This window comes from Flavobacterium anhuiense (genome assembly GCF_001705175.1).
In the GTDB taxonomy this organism is placed as follows: Bacteria; Bacteroidota; Bacteroidia; order Flavobacteriales; family Flavobacteriaceae; genus Flavobacterium; species Flavobacterium anhuiense.
On the sequence record NZ_CP016907.1, the window covers coordinates 139,731 to 154,628 of the forward strand.

Annotated in this window: 13 protein-coding genes; 2 read left to right on the forward strand and 11 right to left on the reverse strand. The window is 33.9% G+C overall.

Annotation, left to right across the window (positions count from 1 at the left end; translation table 11 throughout):
• Position 1: 1 nt before the first annotated feature.
• The 7 genes from BB050_RS00540 to BB050_RS00570 form a co-directional block, all read right to left on the reverse strand.
• Positions 2-451: a FixH family protein gene (locus BB050_RS00540; RefSeq protein WP_066032204.1), complete on the reverse strand. Its 450-nt coding sequence runs from the start codon at positions 449-451 to the stop codon at positions 2-4.
• Between the two features lie 103 nt (positions 452-554).
• A complete protein-coding gene (gene ccoG, locus BB050_RS00545; protein WP_066032205.1) occupies positions 555-1,973 on the reverse strand; it encodes a cytochrome c oxidase accessory protein CcoG in 1,419 nt (472 codons plus the stop codon).
• Positions 1,974-1,983: 10 nt separating this feature from the next.
• Positions 1,984-2,922: a cbb3-type cytochrome c oxidase N-terminal domain-containing protein gene (locus tag BB050_RS00550; protein ID WP_066032206.1), complete on the reverse strand. Its 939-nt coding sequence runs from the start codon at positions 2,920-2,922 to the stop codon at positions 1,984-1,986.
• Positions 2,923-2,924: 2 nt separating this feature from the next.
• Positions 2,925-3,119, reverse strand: coding sequence for a CcoQ/FixQ family Cbb3-type cytochrome c oxidase assembly chaperone (locus BB050_RS00555; RefSeq protein WP_008462663.1), 195 nt, complete (start codon positions 3,117-3,119; stop codon positions 2,925-2,927).
• A 7-nt stretch (positions 3,120-3,126) separates the two neighbouring features.
• Positions 3,127-5,313 carry a cytochrome-c oxidase, cbb3-type subunit I gene (gene ccoN / locus BB050_RS00560; protein WP_066032207.1) on the reverse strand — a complete coding sequence of 729 codons (2,187 nt, stop codon included), beginning with the start codon at positions 5,311-5,313 and terminating at the stop codon, positions 3,127-3,129.
• Between the two features lie 2 nt (positions 5,314-5,315).
• A complete protein-coding gene (gene ccoS, locus BB050_RS00565) occupies positions 5,316-5,507 on the reverse strand; it encodes a cbb3-type cytochrome oxidase assembly protein CcoS (RefSeq protein ID WP_008462657.1) in 192 nt (63 codons plus the stop codon).
• Between the two features lie 115 nt (positions 5,508-5,622).
• A complete protein-coding gene (locus BB050_RS00570) occupies positions 5,623-8,010 on the reverse strand; it encodes a heavy metal translocating P-type ATPase (RefSeq protein WP_066032208.1) in 2,388 nt (795 codons plus the stop codon).
• A gap of 202 nt (positions 8,011-8,212) precedes the next feature.
• On the opposite strand from BB050_RS00570, the gene BB050_RS00575 reads away from it, so the two are divergent.
• Complete coding sequence (locus BB050_RS00575; protein ID WP_066032209.1) at positions 8,213-8,896, forward strand: Crp/Fnr family transcriptional regulator; 684 nt, start codon at positions 8,213-8,215, stop codon at positions 8,894-8,896.
• Here BB050_RS00575 and mazG read toward each other — a convergent pair.
• The 3 genes from mazG to def all read right to left on the reverse strand — a co-directional run bounded on the left by mazG (position 8,893) and on the right by def (position 10,898).
• Entirely contained in the window at positions 8,893-9,663 is a 771-nt protein-coding gene (gene mazG, locus BB050_RS00580; protein WP_066032210.1) for a nucleoside triphosphate pyrophosphohydrolase, read from the reverse strand. The two genes, BB050_RS00575 and mazG, sit on opposite strands and share 4 nt — an antisense overlap.
• Before the next feature lie 98 nt (positions 9,664-9,761).
• Positions 9,762-10,247: a DUF5606 family protein gene (locus tag BB050_RS00585; protein WP_066032211.1), complete on the reverse strand. Its 486-nt coding sequence runs from the start codon at positions 10,245-10,247 to the stop codon at positions 9,762-9,764.
• A 60-nt stretch (positions 10,248-10,307) separates the two neighbouring features.
• Positions 10,308-10,898 (reverse strand): peptide deformylase, encoded by a 591-nt coding sequence (def, locus tag BB050_RS00590; protein ID WP_066032212.1) that lies wholly within the window; start codon positions 10,896-10,898, stop codon positions 10,308-10,310.
• A 201-nt stretch (positions 10,899-11,099) separates the two neighbouring features.
• Here def and BB050_RS00595 point away from each other — a divergent pair, with 201 nt between their 5' ends.
• Positions 11,100-13,322, forward strand: coding sequence for an FUSC family protein (locus BB050_RS00595; protein WP_066032213.1), 2,223 nt, complete (start codon positions 11,100-11,102; stop codon positions 13,320-13,322).
• 38 nt (positions 13,323-13,360) lie between these two features.
• Here BB050_RS00595 and BB050_RS00600 read toward each other — a convergent pair whose 3' ends face one another.
• Positions 13,361-14,854 (reverse strand): malate:quinone oxidoreductase, encoded by a 1,494-nt coding sequence (locus BB050_RS00600; protein WP_008462648.1) that lies wholly within the window; start codon positions 14,852-14,854, stop codon positions 13,361-13,363.
• Positions 14,855-14,898: the final 44 nt, after the last annotated feature.

The following is a 14,898-nucleotide window of genomic DNA, read 5'->3' on the forward strand; positions in this document are numbered from 1 at the left end:
TTTAGTTTACGTAAATAACCTCTTTAGTGAGATATTTTTTGCCTTCGTACTGCCACTCCATATTAACATCCCAGCGTCCTTTTATTAATTTTTTCTGCGGAATAATGATTTCTGAATTGGTTAAAGCAATTTGAGTATTAAAGTCAAATTTTTTGTTTGAAGGTCTGTATAATTGAATATTTCCTTTTACTTTATCACTTTCAAATCCTGCAGGAAAAATTATCGCAACACCTTCTCCAGTATATTTGATTGATGGTTTGTGCTGCAAATCATGTGCATTCTGAATTCTTGCCATTTCTTCTTGAAAGTGCGTATCGTGTTTATAATATTCTTCTACAACCAAATCATTATCGTATTTAGAGTTTGACTGTACTTCAAAAACAAAATATAAAATAAAGGTCATAAACAATCCGAATGCAATGACGATACCTGTGCCCCAATTAAATTTCATATTTGTAGATTTTATTTGTTATTTGTCAAATATGTTATCGCCTTTATTCTTTTGTTTTGATTTTACAAAGTTTATTTTGTGGCGATTTCATAATAATATATTTTTAATTAAAACTGCGCGGTCCTAAGAAATTTGTAGTAGTTGTTTGCAAAAGTTCAGAACCATTATAAACTCCAATTTTTACTTTTGTTTTATCGCTTTCAAGCAGAACTTCATCAATTTCTATAAACAATGTTCCTTGAGAAATTCCTTCTTTAGCAATTTTAAAGTGTTTTTTACCAACATTTTTAATTTCTCCTTTCTGATCAATTAATTCGAAATGTATATCATTGTAATCTTTCATTGTCTTGTTTACAATTTTATAAGTGTAAACATTGCTGATTTTTTCTCCATTATGCTGGAACAGCTGGCCAGGCAATCTTAAAATTACTGCCTGTACATCTGTTCTTAAAAACAGCATTCCAACAAAAATACTCAATAAAATGAAGAGAACGGCTGTATATCCTTTCATTCTCGTGGTAAACTTGAAAGGTTCTTTTTTGGCAATTTCATCTTCAGATGCATAACGAATAAGTCCTTTTGGCAATCCAACAGATTCCATAATATGATCACATTCGTCGATACAAGCTGTACAGTTTGTACATTCCAGCTGCGTTCCGTTTCTGATATCAATTCCCATTGGACAGACGTGAACACATTGAAGACAATCAATACAATCTCCTTTTCCTGTTAATGCTCTATCTTCATTTTTTTTGAATTTTGCACGTCCTTCTTCTTTTTCACCTCGAACAAAATCGTAAGCAACATTTATAGATTTATTATCTAAAAGTACGCCTTGCAATCTTCCGTATGGACAGGCGATAATACAAACCTGTTCACGAAACCATACAAAAACAAAATAGAAAATACTTGTAAATATTAATAGAGCAATAAAATTGCTTGCTTGTTTAACTGGACCTTGCTCAATCATTAAGAATAAAGCATCACTTCCTACCAAATAGGCCAAAAAAACATTAGCTATAAGGAAAGAGATTAAGAAGAATATAGTCCATTTCAAAACTCGTTTTCTAATTTTTTCAGCATTCCATTCCTGTCTTGCCAAACGAGTTTGAGAACCTCTGTCTCCATCGATCCAATATTCGATACGACGGAAAACCATTTCAAGGAAAATAGTCTGCGGACAAATCCAACCGCAAAATATTCTTCCGAAAACAACAGTAAATAAAATTATAAATACAACGCCGACAAGCATTGAAATTACGAAGAGATAAAAATCCTGAGGCCAAAAAGGGAATCCAAAAATATTAAAACGACGTTCCAAGATATTGAACATCATAAACTGATTTCCATTAATCTTGATAAAAGGATTTATGAATAAAATTGCTAGCAAAACATAGCTGACAATTTTCCTATAATCATAAAATTTACCAGACGGTTTTTTAGGAAATATAAATTTTCGTTTACCACCTTCATCTATTGTTCCAATGGTATTTCTAAAAGCTTCGTCTGGTAAATTTGACATGATATTCTAATTATTTTTTAACTTCTGTGGTATCTTTTGTAGTTGCTGCAGCGGCATCGGTTTTAGGAGCGCTATCGTCTACCCAAACTTCTCCTTCTGCTTCTTTTGGATCCTTTGGATTACTTCCTTGTAAAGACAGAATATAACTAGCCACTTTTTGTATTTCTTTTGGTTTAAGAGTTCCTTTCCAGGCAATCATCCCTTTACCGTCTCTTCCTCCATTTGTAATAGTGTGGAATAGATTTTTGATTCCTCCTCCTAAAATCCATCTATCATCTGTAAGGTTTGGTCCAATCTGTCCTCCCGCATCGGCACGGTGGCACGCAGCACAATTCGTAGTAAAGATTGTTTTCCCTTCAGCTAGACTTGGTGCATCAGTTAACAAAACAACCGTTTTTTCATCCATTAAATCTGGTGCTGTTTTCATGTATTCCGCAACATCAATCTTGGCTTGAGCCAATTCTTTTTTCAATTCCATTTCCTGATCATCAGCCCCTAAAACATCGAAACGAACTACATAAATTACTCCGAAAATGATACAGATGTAGAATAAATATACCCACCATGGCGGTAAATTATTATCTAGCTCTTTGATTCCGTCATAATCATGATCCATCAATAATTCACCTTCTTTTTCAATTGGCTCTGTTTTAGTCAATTTATGCATTAGGTTTTTAAACCAAGTGCTTTCTTTAAAGCTTAAACTTTCTTCAAGTTCTTTTTGTGCTTTTTCTTCAGGCGATAATAATTGGTACATTACTCGATTGACAGCACTAAGCGTAATCTCGATGGCAATTAGAATAAACAAAAAGACAAATAAAAAGAGTGATACCATTGGATATTTTACAAAAGCCGGCTTATCACCTGAATCTATAAAATATTCCATCAAAGCAAATACGATGAAGAAAATCAACGGTACTCTAACATATACTGGGAAAAACTTTTTCATTTTTATCTATCTTTTGTAGTTACACTAAGTCCTTCATCTAAAGGTATATTACTCATTTCTTCAATTTTTTCTTTTCTATAAGAGAACACCCAAATGCCTAATCCTACAAAGAAGAAGAAAAAAATTAAGAGGGAAATAATCGGGTAAATTTCTATACCCGATATTGTTTCCATATTGTGTTTTATCTGTTCAAACATAATGCTGTTATTTTGAAGTTTCTTTTACTTTAATATCAGTACCAAGTCTTTGAATATAAGCGATTAAAGCGACTATTTCTCTTTCGTTCATTGGAGTGAATTTCTCGCCTTTTGCTTCAGCTTTTTTGCGGCTGTCTTCATAACTCTTAACGAAATCAGGATCGCTTTCTAAGCTTTTTTCTATCTTAACAGCCTGCTCTCTTAAAGTTTTTTGCGCATTTGCAACATCTTCTGGAGAATATGGCACACCTAATGAAATCATTGCCTGCATTTTCTTTTGTGTCAATGAAATGTCCATTGGTTTGTTATCGAACAACCATTTGTAACCTGGCATAATTGAGCCTGCTGATGTGCTTTGCGGATTCCACATGTGGTTAAAGTGCCAGTTGTCATTGTACTTACCACCTACTCTTAACAAGTCTGGCCCTGTACGTTTTGACCCCCATAAGAATGGATGATCGTAAACAAATTCTCCCGCTTTTGACTGAACTCCATAACGCTCTACTTCACTTCTAAAGGGACGAACTGATTGCGAGTGACATCCAACACAACCTTCTCTAATGTATAGGTCACGCCCTTCAAGTTCTAACGGTGTATATGGTTTTACACTTGAAATTGTTGGAATATTTGATTTTACCATAATTGTTGGCACAATCTGAATAATACCTCCAATTAAAATTGCGATTGTAGCTAGAATAGTTAATTGAATTGGTTTTCTTTCTAACCAAGAGTGGAATTTCTCTCCGCTTAATCTACCACTTTTTATTGTTTGTAATGCAGGAGCTTGAGCCAATTCATCTTCTACTGGATTTCCAGCTTTAATTGTCATCACAATGTTATAAACCAATGTAAGCATACCTACTAGGTACAAAGTACCACCAATAGCTCTCATCCAATACATTGGCATAATAGCCGTTACGGTTTCAAGGAAATTCCCATAAGTTAAAGTGCCATCTGGATTAAACTGTTTCCACATTGATGCTTGCTGGAAACCAGCGACATATAATGGAATCGTATAAGCTATTATCCCCAAAGTACCAATCCAAAAATGGAAGTTGGCTAATTTCTTAGAGAATAACTCTGATTTTGTCATTCTTGGAATCAGCCAGTAGATAATACCAAATGACATGAAACCATTCCAAGCTAAAGCTCCTACGTGTACGTGTGCTACGATCCAATCAGTATAGTGCGCAATAGCATTTACATTTTTTAAAGACAGCATAGGACCTTCGAAAGTTGCCATACCATAACCAGTAATGGCTACGACGAAGAATTTCAAAACCGGTTCTTCACGAACTTTATCCCAAGCTCCTCTTAATGTTAAAAGACCATTGATCATACCTCCCCAAGATGGAGCAATTAACATTACTGAGAATGCAACTCCTAAATTCTGAGCCCAGTTTGGCAGTGCAGAATATAATAAGTGGTGTGGTCCTGCCCATATATAGATAAAGATTAAAGACCAAAAGTGAATAATTGATAACCTATAGGAGTAAACAGGTCTGTTTGCAATTTTTGGAACGAAGTAATACATTAATCCCAAGAACGGAGTTGTAAGGAAGAATGCCACCGCATTATGTCCGTACCACCATTGCACCAATGCATCTTGAACACCGGCATATACAGAGTAACTTTTTAAACCCGAAACTGGAATTTCAATGTTATTAAAGATATGCAGTACAGCTACCGTTACAAATGTTGCGATATAAAACCAAATCGCTACATATAAGTGACGCTCCCTGCGTTTTATCATTGTACCAATCATATTGATTCCCATTACAACCCAAATCAAAGCGATTGCAATATCAATTGGCCACTCTAACTCTGCATATTCCTTTGAAGAAGTATAACCTAGAGGAAGCGTAATTGCCGCAGCCACGATAATCAGCTGCCATCCCCAGAAGTGAAGATTACTAAGAAAATCACTAAACATTCTGGCTTTTAGTAATCTTTGCAGCGAGTAATACATACCGGAAAAAAAAGCATTACCCACAAAGGCAAAAATAACTGCATTAGTGTGTAACGGTCTTAATCGGCCGTAACTCAACCACGAAATCCCATCTGTCATGTTGGGAAAAAGGTACATTACCGCTAAGGTAAGTCCCACTAACATACCTACAACTCCAAAAAGAATTGTGGCATAAATGAATTTTTTTACAATTTTGTTGTCGTAATAAAACTGTTCCATTTCCATAATTATACTTGTTTTTCTTCGATTGGTGAATTATTATTTTGGGAATTAATTTTTGTTTCGTCATCAAAAAGGATTCTGACTGAAGGAGTATAATCATCATCATACTGTCCAGATTTGACAGCAACGATAAAGGCAATAAAGAAACAGATTGCCACAAAAATACTTACTGAAATTAAAAGATAAATAACACTCATACCTTAGATTTATATTAACAAAATTACTTCGTTAAAGGCGCATAAAATATGATAATTATCATGATCAAAAAGATATGTTAAATTTATAAAAAATATCTTTCAAAACAATTTAAATTTACTCTAAATTTTTGTTACTGAAATAGTTAGACATAAAAGTTACAAAACTGACAATCGTAATTGTACTCAGTGGCATAATGATCGCCGCAACCAGCGGAAGCAGATTTCCTGTAACCGCAAATGCAAGACCGACAACATTGTACAGCAATGACAACCCAAAACTCATTTTTATAATTAAAATAGCTTTATGAGAAAGCTTTAAAAAGTAGTTGAGACGAGAAAATTCTGTTGCATCCAAAATGGCATCACAGGCAGGTGAAAAGACATTCACGTTTTCAGATATAGAAATCCCGACATTACTTTGAGCCAAAGCACCAGCATCATTCAATCCATCGCCCACCATCATAACGTTTTGTCCTTTCTCCTGAAGTTGCTTTATGTATTCTAATTTCTGTTCAGGTTTTTGATTAAATATCAACTCAGTACCTTTTGGAAGAATAGCTTCCAGATTTGACCTTTCGCCATCATTGTCACCAGAAAGCACTTTTATTTGATAATCTTTGCTCAGGTTTGCAAAAAGCTTTTCTAAACCTTCACGATATTTATTTTGGAAAGTATATTTTCCGAAATAAATCTCACCTATTTTAATGTGTAATGCTGTTTTTTCTATTTCTGAACCATCTGCAACTATATCATTTACAAATTGCCCTGAGCCAATTTTCATTTCCTTTCCGTCAATTATTGCTAGAATTCCTTTTCCTGTAATTTCTTGAAACTCTTCTACAGCAATGCGTTTACTTTCTGGCAGAAAATCATAAAGCATTCGGCTTAATGGATGATTTGAACCTCGCAACACATTTTTAATCAATGTAATATCTGAATTTGAAATAGGATTTCCTTCATATAATATATTCGACTTCTTGTTGGTTGTAATGGTTCCTGTTTTATCAAAAACTATTGTATCAACTTTGGCAAGCTGTTCGATTACAACAGCATTTTTCAAATAAAATTTCTTTTTACCTAAAATTCGCAATATGTTTCCAAAAGTAAACGGGGCAGTAAGAGCCAATGCACATGGGCAGGCTACGATCAATACCGCGGTAAAAACATTAAAAGCAGTATTTGCATCTTTAAAAATCCAATAACCAAAACCAGCAAATGCAATGAGCAATAATATGGGGGTAAAATATCGACTGATTGCATCTGTTATGGTTTTGTGTTTCTGATCTACTTTTTTCTGAAAAATTTCGTTGCTCCATAATTGGGTTAAATAACTTTGAGAAACAGAGTGCAAAACTTCCATTTCGATTACTTTACCAATCTGTTTTCCTCCTGCAAAGACTTTATCTCCAGATTTTTTAGTAATTGGAACTGCTTCTCCTGTAACAAAGCTATAGTCAATTTCGGCGCTATCGCTGATTAAAATTCCGTCAACAGGAATAAGCTCTTGATTTCTTATTAATAAACGGTCTCCTTTTAGAACATCATAAATAGCAACATTTTCTTCAGAAGTATCTTTATTGATTTTAGTAACCGCAATTGGAAAATATGATTTAAAATCCCTTTCGAAACTTAAAAAACTATACGTTTTAATTTGAAACATTTTGCCAAGAAGCATAAAAAATATCAAACTGGCCAAACTGTCAAAAAAACCTGGACCGTGGTCCATTAGCATATCGTAAGTACTTCGAATAAACATCACGATAATTCCTAAAGCAATCGGGATATCAATATTGAGCATTCTCGTTCTAATGCTATGATAAGCAGAAACATAATATCCGCTCGCTGAGTAAAAAAAAGTGGGTAATGCTAGAAGAAAAATAAGTAATCTGAAAAACGGCTTGTAACTATCGAGCCAGAATTCTTTCATTTCGAAATATTCTGGAAATGAAAGCAGCATAATATTTCCGAAACAGAAAAATGCAACACCTAATTTATAGGTTAAACTTCTGTCGACTTTTGCTTTTGCAGATCCATAATTTTCCAAACTAATATAAGGTTCATAACCTATCGAACTTAAGAGATAAGTAATATCTTTTAAAGAAACTACATCAGAATTAAAGGTAATTCTAACTTTCTTTTCGTGAAAATTAACTTGAGAAGTGCTAATTCCTAGCTGAAGACGATTAAGATTTTCTAGAATCCAGATGCAAGAACTGCAATGGATATGAGGAATATTAAGCGAAACGATTGAAGTGTTTCCTTCTTGAAACTCTAAAACTTTTGCAAGTATGGTTTCATTCTCTAAAAAATCATATTTTCCTTTGATGTCTTGCGGAGTGGCACCTGGAGACTTTTCAAAATCATAATATGATGTCAGGTCATTAATGCTAAAAATTTCGTAAACTGTTTTACAGCCAGTGCAACAAAATTTTTTATCATCAAAATCAATTTCTTCATTTTGTTCAATAGTTAAACCACAATGAAAACAACTTTGCTCCCTCATAAACTTGTTTTTATTTGCCACAAATTTCCAACTAAAGCACAATTATTAAGATGATAATTGTCATGTTATTTTGAAATTGGATTCCTAAATTTATAAAATAAAAAGTTCAAAAAAGAGCTAACCCTAATTTATAATAAATTTACCTTTTAAAGGTGGCTAAAACCCTCAAATATCCTTATTTTTGCAGCAAACAAATATTGTCATGAACAAATGTGATCAATGCATTGTACGCCAGTTAAGCTCATTAAAAGCCCTTAATAAAGAAGAAGTTATTAAGTTAGCCAATAGCAAAACGACTTACAAAATTAAAAAAGGCGAGGCTCTTTTTGAAGAAGGCGAAGTAACCAATGGTGTTTTTTGTGTAAAAGACGGAGTTGGGAAACTTTCAAAACTGAGTGCAAACGGAAAAGACCAAATTGTAAAATTGGTAAAATCTGGTGAACTTCTTGGACAGCGCTCTATGATTAGCAATGAACCCGCAAACTTGACTGCAAAAGCGATTGCCGATATGGAAGTCTGCTTTATTCCTAAAGCTGAAATCATCAATTTCTTTAATAATAACAATCAGTTTTCTTTAAATATGATGCAATCTGTTTGCGAAGATTTAAAGGAATCTGAGAACGAAAAAATTGCCTTAGTTCAAAAAACTGTTAAGCAGAGACTTGCCGAAACTTTACTACATCTACATGATGAATTTGGCGAAGACACCGACAAAACACTAAAAGTTCAACTAACAAGAGAGGAGCTCGCAGGGATTATTGGAACTGCTACAGAAAGCTGTATTCGTTTATTATCTGATTTTAACAAACTAGGATTGATTGAATTGGTTGGTAAAAAAATCCTGCTTAAAGATGTTCGCGCTTTAAAAAAATTGGCCGACAATTAAAGTTTTTTAGCTTCATTCCAGAAAACATCCATTTCTGTAAGTGTCATATCCATCAAAGGCTTTCCTAATTCGTTTGCTTTACTTTCTAGGTATTGAAAACGCTTAATAAACTTTTTATTGGTTCTTTCTAAAGCATCTTCAGGGTTTACATTTAAAAATCTTGCATAATTAATCATAGAAAACAAGACATCTCCAAACTCGTCTTCAATTTTATCTTGATTTCCAGTTTTCACTTCATCTTGCAATTCCTGTAATTCTTCTTGCACTTTATCCCAAACCTGATGAGGTTCTTCCCAGTCAAACCCCACTCCTTTCACTTTGTCTTGAATTCGACTTGCTTTGACCATTGCCGGAAGACTTCTTGGAACGCCTTCTAAAACAGATTTCTTACCTTCTTTAAGCTTTAGCTTTTCCCAATTTTGTTTTACTTCTTCCTCATTTTCTACTTTTACATTTCCATAAATATGCGGATGACGATGAATCAATTTATCGCAGATTTCATTACAGACATCAGCAATATCAAAATCATTAGTTTCACTGCCTATTTTGGCATAGAAAACAATATGAAGTAGTAAATCACCCAATTCTTTTTTAACTTCATTTAAATCATTGTCCAGAATAGCATCTCCTAGCTCATAGGTTTCTTCGATTGTCAAATGTCTTAAAGTCTGAAGAGTTTGTTTTTTATCCCAAGGACATTGCTCACGAAGTTCATCCATGATATTCAGTAATCTCTCAAATGCTTTTAACTGGTTTTCTTTGCTCATTTTGAAGTTTCTTTTGATTTAAACTCGATTCTGTAAAATTAAAAAATCCTGTTAAGAAAACCTCTCAACAGGATTATATTATGTTTAAAGAAGAGCGATTATTCTTCTTTTTTAGCTTTTGCTTTTTTAGCTGCTGGAGCTTTTTTTGGTTTTTCAGCCGCAACTGAAGCTTCTTCTTTTGGCTCTTCAGCTGCAGGAGCTAAATCTGTAACCAATCCTTTTGCTTGAAGTGTGTTGTACCAGCTTAATACTTTTTTAATGTCTGATGGGTAAACTCTTTCTTCGTCGTAATCAGGAAGAATTTGTTTAAAATAAGCAGACAAAGTAGCGTTATCTTCTTTATGAGAGATAGCTTGTCCTTTGTTTTCTTTAACGGCAATCTGCTGCATTACTTCAGTTAACGGTTTTTCGCCTTCGTAAGTATAAATCGAAATTTCAGACAATAAACTTACATTGCTTTTTAGATTTACAGTAATCTTCTTCCCATCAATTAATGATTCCGCCACAAAACCTGTACGAGTTTGTACTTTTAATTCGTATAAACCTGGTTTTCCTGAAATGGCTAAAATTTTCGTTAAATTCATTTTTATTAAAATTAGTATTAAGAATTTTATTTATTTTTTGTTTCTAAATATATAGAAAACTTATCTTGCTTTTTTAGCTGCGTAAAATTTCATTCTATATTCCTGAGACGTTTTTCCCTCAGTAATATTTTTTAATTTCTTTTGGATTAAACGTTTTTTTAGAGATGAGATTTTATCTGTAAACAAGATTCCTTCAATATGGTCGTATTCATGCTGGATAACTCTTGCAATTAACCCGTCAAATACTTCCGTTTTCATTACAAAATCTTCTTCACAATATTCGATTGTAACAGTTGGTTTTCTGTAAACGTCTTCACGTACATCAGGAATACTCAAACAGCCTTCATTAAATCCCCACTCTTCTCCTTCTTCTTTAACGATTTTAGCATTGATAAAAGTCTTCTTAAAGCCTTTCAAATCTTTTTGTTCCTCTGAAGGAAGATCCTCATCATCACTAAAAGGCGTTGTATCTATCACAAACAAACGAATTGGCAGTCCAACCTGCGGTGCTGCAAGTCCAACTCCATACGCATTGTACATCGTCTCGTACATATTTGCGATCGTTTCTTTTAGGTTTGGATATTCTGGTGTAATATCCTGCCCTACTTTTCTTAAAACAGGATCACCGTATCCTACAATTGGTAAAATCATTTGTTTTTATTTATGTTTTAATGTGCTGCAAAAACAGAATTAAAGTTCTGATATTTCAGCTGGCAAAAATAGTAAAAAATAGTCAATGAATAATTCTTATAAGGCATTATATCATATTTTTTACTTGCTAATAAAAATCTCAGCTATAATTATGCCAAAATCACTCCTACAATTCTTACCTTTGTTAGTAAACCTCTTTTTATGATTGATAGAATTTCGAAATTTACTAACAGCACTTCCTTTCTAAATGCCTCTAAAGTAACTATTGCTTCTGTTGTTCCTGTTTTAGTTTTAAATTTTCTAGGTCATTTTGAAATCGGTTTTACCATTGCGCTTGGTGCATTTTATACTTATCCCAGTGATATTCCAAGTTCTCTCAGCCATAAAATAAAAGGATTAATTGCTGCTTCTTTTATTGTTTCTGGAGTTAATCTTTTGGTAAATCTTGTTTATCCTTTTCCTTTCCTTTTTTATATCTTTTTAGGATTTCTGCTGTTTTTATGTTCTATGATTTCGGTTTACGGACAGCGAGCTACTTTGATTTCTTTCTCTGCCTTATTATCGATTTCCCTGTCCTTTGGCCATTTGCATGAAGGTTGGGAAGCTTTTGAATACTCTGGTTTTATTTTTATCGGAGGAATTCTATATTTAATAGTATCTCTTGTTTTTCATTTTGTACAGCCTTATAAATATGTAGAATTACAAATTGCCGAAGGAATAAAACTTACTGCTAAATATCTAAAATTAAGAGGCGATCTATGGAGTCCTGAAGCCAACAGAAAAGCAATTATTGAAAAACAGTTAGCTGTTCAGGTAGAATTGAATCTTATTCACGAAGATTTAAGGAAAATGCTCATTGGAAACCAGAATGCATCTGGAACTACAAGCCAGAACCGAAAAATGCTTTTGGTTTTTATTACTTTGGTCGAAATTCAAGAATTGGCTTTATACACTTCATTTGACCACAGCAAACTTCATGAAAAATTTGCCAAACATCCTGATGTTTTAAGAACCTATCAAAACGTAGCATATAAATTAGCTTCTACCTTAAAAAAGCTTTCAAAAAATGTGAACCATATTAGTACTTATGTTGACAAACATGACCTAAAAAATGAATTGGATGCTCTTGAATTTGCCATTTTTGATTATGAAAAAACATTAGGAAAAGAAGAAGCCGCAGAAGGTGTATTAATGCTGACCAATATGCTAAAATATGCTAAGAATCAGGTTGGGAAAATAAAAACCATTCAGCGTGCGCTTTCTTTAGCAATGCAATCTTATAAATTGAAAGATCAAGACAAAGAGCTTGAAAAATTCTTAACACCGCAATATTATCCGCTTCGAACTTTAATTGAAAACTTAAGTTATTCTTCTTCCATTTTCAGACATTCGATACGATTAACCATAACTATTTTGATTGGCTTTTTTCTCGGCCAAATGCTACCGTTTCAAAACGTATATTGGATTCTGCTGACCATTGTAGTAATCATGCGTCCTGGGTATGGTTTGACCAAAGAGCGATCGTACAACAGAATGTTCGGAACTATTCTAGGTGGAATTATAGCTTTCGGAATAGTATCTGTTATTCAGAACCATGTGGCATTGAGCATTTTCTCTATTGTATGCATGCTGCTCGGAATTTCATTTACCCAGATCAATTACAAGATTAGTGCGACATTTGTTACGATGTACGTGGTTTTCATCTACGGAATTCTAACTCCAGACATTAATGAAGTAATTCAATACAGAATATTAGATACACTTGCAGGAGCAACCTTAGCTTTTATTGCCAATCAGTTTTTATGGCCAGCTTGGGAATTCATCAATACACCGATCCACATTGAAAACACCATTCGAGCCAATAGAAATTATTTAAAAGAGATTGCAGATTTTTATAATAAAAAAGGAGAAGTTCCTACTTCGTACCGCTTAGCGCGAAAGAATGCCTTTGTTGAAATAGGAAATTTAATGACTTCTTTCCAGCGTATGATGCAAGAACCTAAGTCGAAACAAAAAACAATGCCTTTGGTAAATAAGTTAGTGGTTTTAAACCACTCTTTATTATCTGCTTTGGCATCACTTTCTACCTATATTCAGTCTCACCAAACCACTTCTGCATCTGATTCTTTTAATTATATTATCAAAACAATTTTAGCCAATCTGGATCATTCCATTTCGGTCTTAAGAAACGAAGTTGTAGTACAAGATACTTTTTTTGAAAAAGAAGATGTGACTTTGCAATTTGAAGAATTAAAGCGTAGGCATTTTACCCGTTTAGCGGAAGATGACGATTTGGACAAAGAAACGCGCCAGGCTAAAATGCAGGAAGCACAGATGGTAATTGAGCAATTAATCTGGATGAGCAATCTGGCAGAAAAAATTCTAAAAAATACAACCGACTTAAAAGCAACAAATCCAGATTAATTCATCTGGATTTGTTTTTTTATATTAATATGAGAAGCTTAATTTAGTTTTAGAACTTCTGCTGTTTGTTTTCTAAGCTGTTCTAAAAGTTCTGGCTTATCGTTTAAAGTCTGTCCGTAAGACGGAATCATTGTCTTTAATTTCGCTTGCCATTCTGGTGTTTTAATCTGGTGTGTAAAACATCTGCTGATCAAATCAATCATAATTGCTACAGCTGTAGAAGCACCCGGAGAAGCACCCAATAAAACCGCTAAAGTTCCGTCATGTGTATTGATAACTTCTGTACCAAACTCTAAAACTCCACCTTCTTTTTCATCTTTTTTGATTACCTGAACACGCTGGCCTGCTTTTTCTAATTTCCAGTCTTTTGAGCGTGCTGTTGGAAGATATTCGCGTAAAGCTTTCATTCTGTCTTTTGGAGACTGACGCACTTGCTCAATCAAATATTTGGTTAATGGAATATTGTGATATCCAGCAGCCAACATCGGAATTAAGTTGTTACGCTTAATAGATAGTGGCAAATCTAAATATGAACCATTTTTAAGGAAACGAGTTGAGAATCCTGCGAATGGCCCAAAAAGAAGCGCTTTTTCACCATCAATTACACGAGTATCGATGTGAGGAACAGACATTGGAGGAGCTCCAACACTTGCTTTTCCGTAAACTTTTGCTTGATGTTTTGCAATTACTTCTGGATTTGTACATTTTAGCCATTGTCCGCTCACGGGAAAACCTCCATATCCATTGCCTTCTGGCACATTTGCTTTTTCTAGTAAAGGAAGAGAGCCTCCTCCTGCACCAATAAATACAAATTTTGTATAAGCTTTACGAGTTTTTCCAGTTGACAAATCCTTAATTTTAATTCTCCAAGATTTATCTTCACGCTGTCTTAGTTTTTTAACTTCGTGATTGAAGAACAAAGAGACGCCATCTAGTTTTTCTAAGTAATTGAACATACTTCTTGTTAAAGCACCAAAATTAACATCAGTACCAATTTCCATATGTGTTGCTGCTAATTTTTCGTCAGCACTTCTGCCTTCCATTACCAATGGCATCCATTTTTGAAGCTGTTCAAAATCGGTACTGAAAGTCATATCTGAGAAAATCGGGTTACTCTGAAGCACCTCGAATCTCTTTTTTAAATAATTTACATTTTTATCTCCCCACACAAAACTCATATGAGGCACGCTTTTAATAAAATTATCCGGAGACGGCACTTTGTTTTGCTGTACTAAGTAAGACCAAAACTGGCGAGAAATCTCGAATGATTCTGCAATGCTTATAGCTTTTTTAGGATCTATGCTTCCGTCTGCCTTTTCTGGAGTATAATTTAGTTCACAAAAAGCAGAGTGTCCAGTTCCTGCATTATTCCAAGCATCAGAGCTTTCTGCTGCAGCAACATCTAATCTTTCGTAAATTTCAATTTTTATATCTGGTTGTAATTCTTTCAAAATTACTCCAAGAGTGGCACTCATTATTCCAGCGCCAATGAGTACTACATCACTATTTGAACGTATGGTTTCGTCAGGCATAACAGTATTTTTATTTAAAGTGCAAAGGTACTTTTTTAATTGCA

Bases quoted from the DNA above. Each gene is read 5' to 3' on its own strand.
- BB050_RS00555 (WP_008462663.1), bottom strand. From the start codon at position 3,119: ATGTTTGAACAGATAAAACACAATATGGAAACAATATCGGGTATAGAA.
- ccoG (WP_066032205.1), bottom strand. From the start codon at position 1,973: ATGTCAAATTTACCAGACGAAGCTTTTAGAAATACCATTGGAACAATA.
- BB050_RS00585 (WP_066032211.1), bottom strand. From the start codon at position 10,247: ATGAATTTAACGAAAATTTTAGCCATTTCAGGAAAACCAGGTTTATAC.
- BB050_RS00575 (WP_066032209.1), top strand. From the start codon at position 8,213: ATGAACAAATGTGATCAATGCATTGTACGCCAGTTAAGCTCATTAAAA.
- ccoS (WP_008462657.1), bottom strand. From the start codon at position 5,507: ATGAGTGTTATTTATCTTTTAATTTCAGTAAGTATTTTTGTGGCAATC.
- mazG (WP_066032210.1), bottom strand. From the start codon at position 9,663: ATGAGCAAAGAAAACCAGTTAAAAGCATTTGAGAGATTACTGAATATC.
- BB050_RS00595 (WP_066032213.1), top strand. From the start codon at position 11,100: ATGATTGATAGAATTTCGAAATTTACTAACAGCACTTCCTTTCTAAAT.
- def (WP_066032212.1), bottom strand. From the start codon at position 10,898: ATGATTTTACCAATTGTAGGATACGGTGATCCTGTTTTAAGAAAAGTA.
- BB050_RS00600 (WP_008462648.1), bottom strand. From the start codon at position 14,854: ATGCCTGACGAAACCATACGTTCAAATAGTGATGTAGTACTCATTGGC.
- BB050_RS00550 (WP_066032206.1), bottom strand. From the start codon at position 2,922: ATGAAAAAGTTTTTCCCAGTATATGTTAGAGTACCGTTGATTTTCTTC.
- BB050_RS00540 (WP_066032204.1), bottom strand. From the start codon at position 451: ATGAAATTTAATTGGGGCACAGGTATCGTCATTGCATTCGGATTGTTT.
- BB050_RS00570 (WP_066032208.1), bottom strand. From the start codon at position 8,010: ATGAGGGAGCAAAGTTGTTTTCATTGTGGTTTAACTATTGAACAAAAT.
- ccoN (WP_066032207.1), bottom strand. From the start codon at position 5,313: ATGGAAATGGAACAGTTTTATTACGACAACAAAATTGTAAAAAAATTC.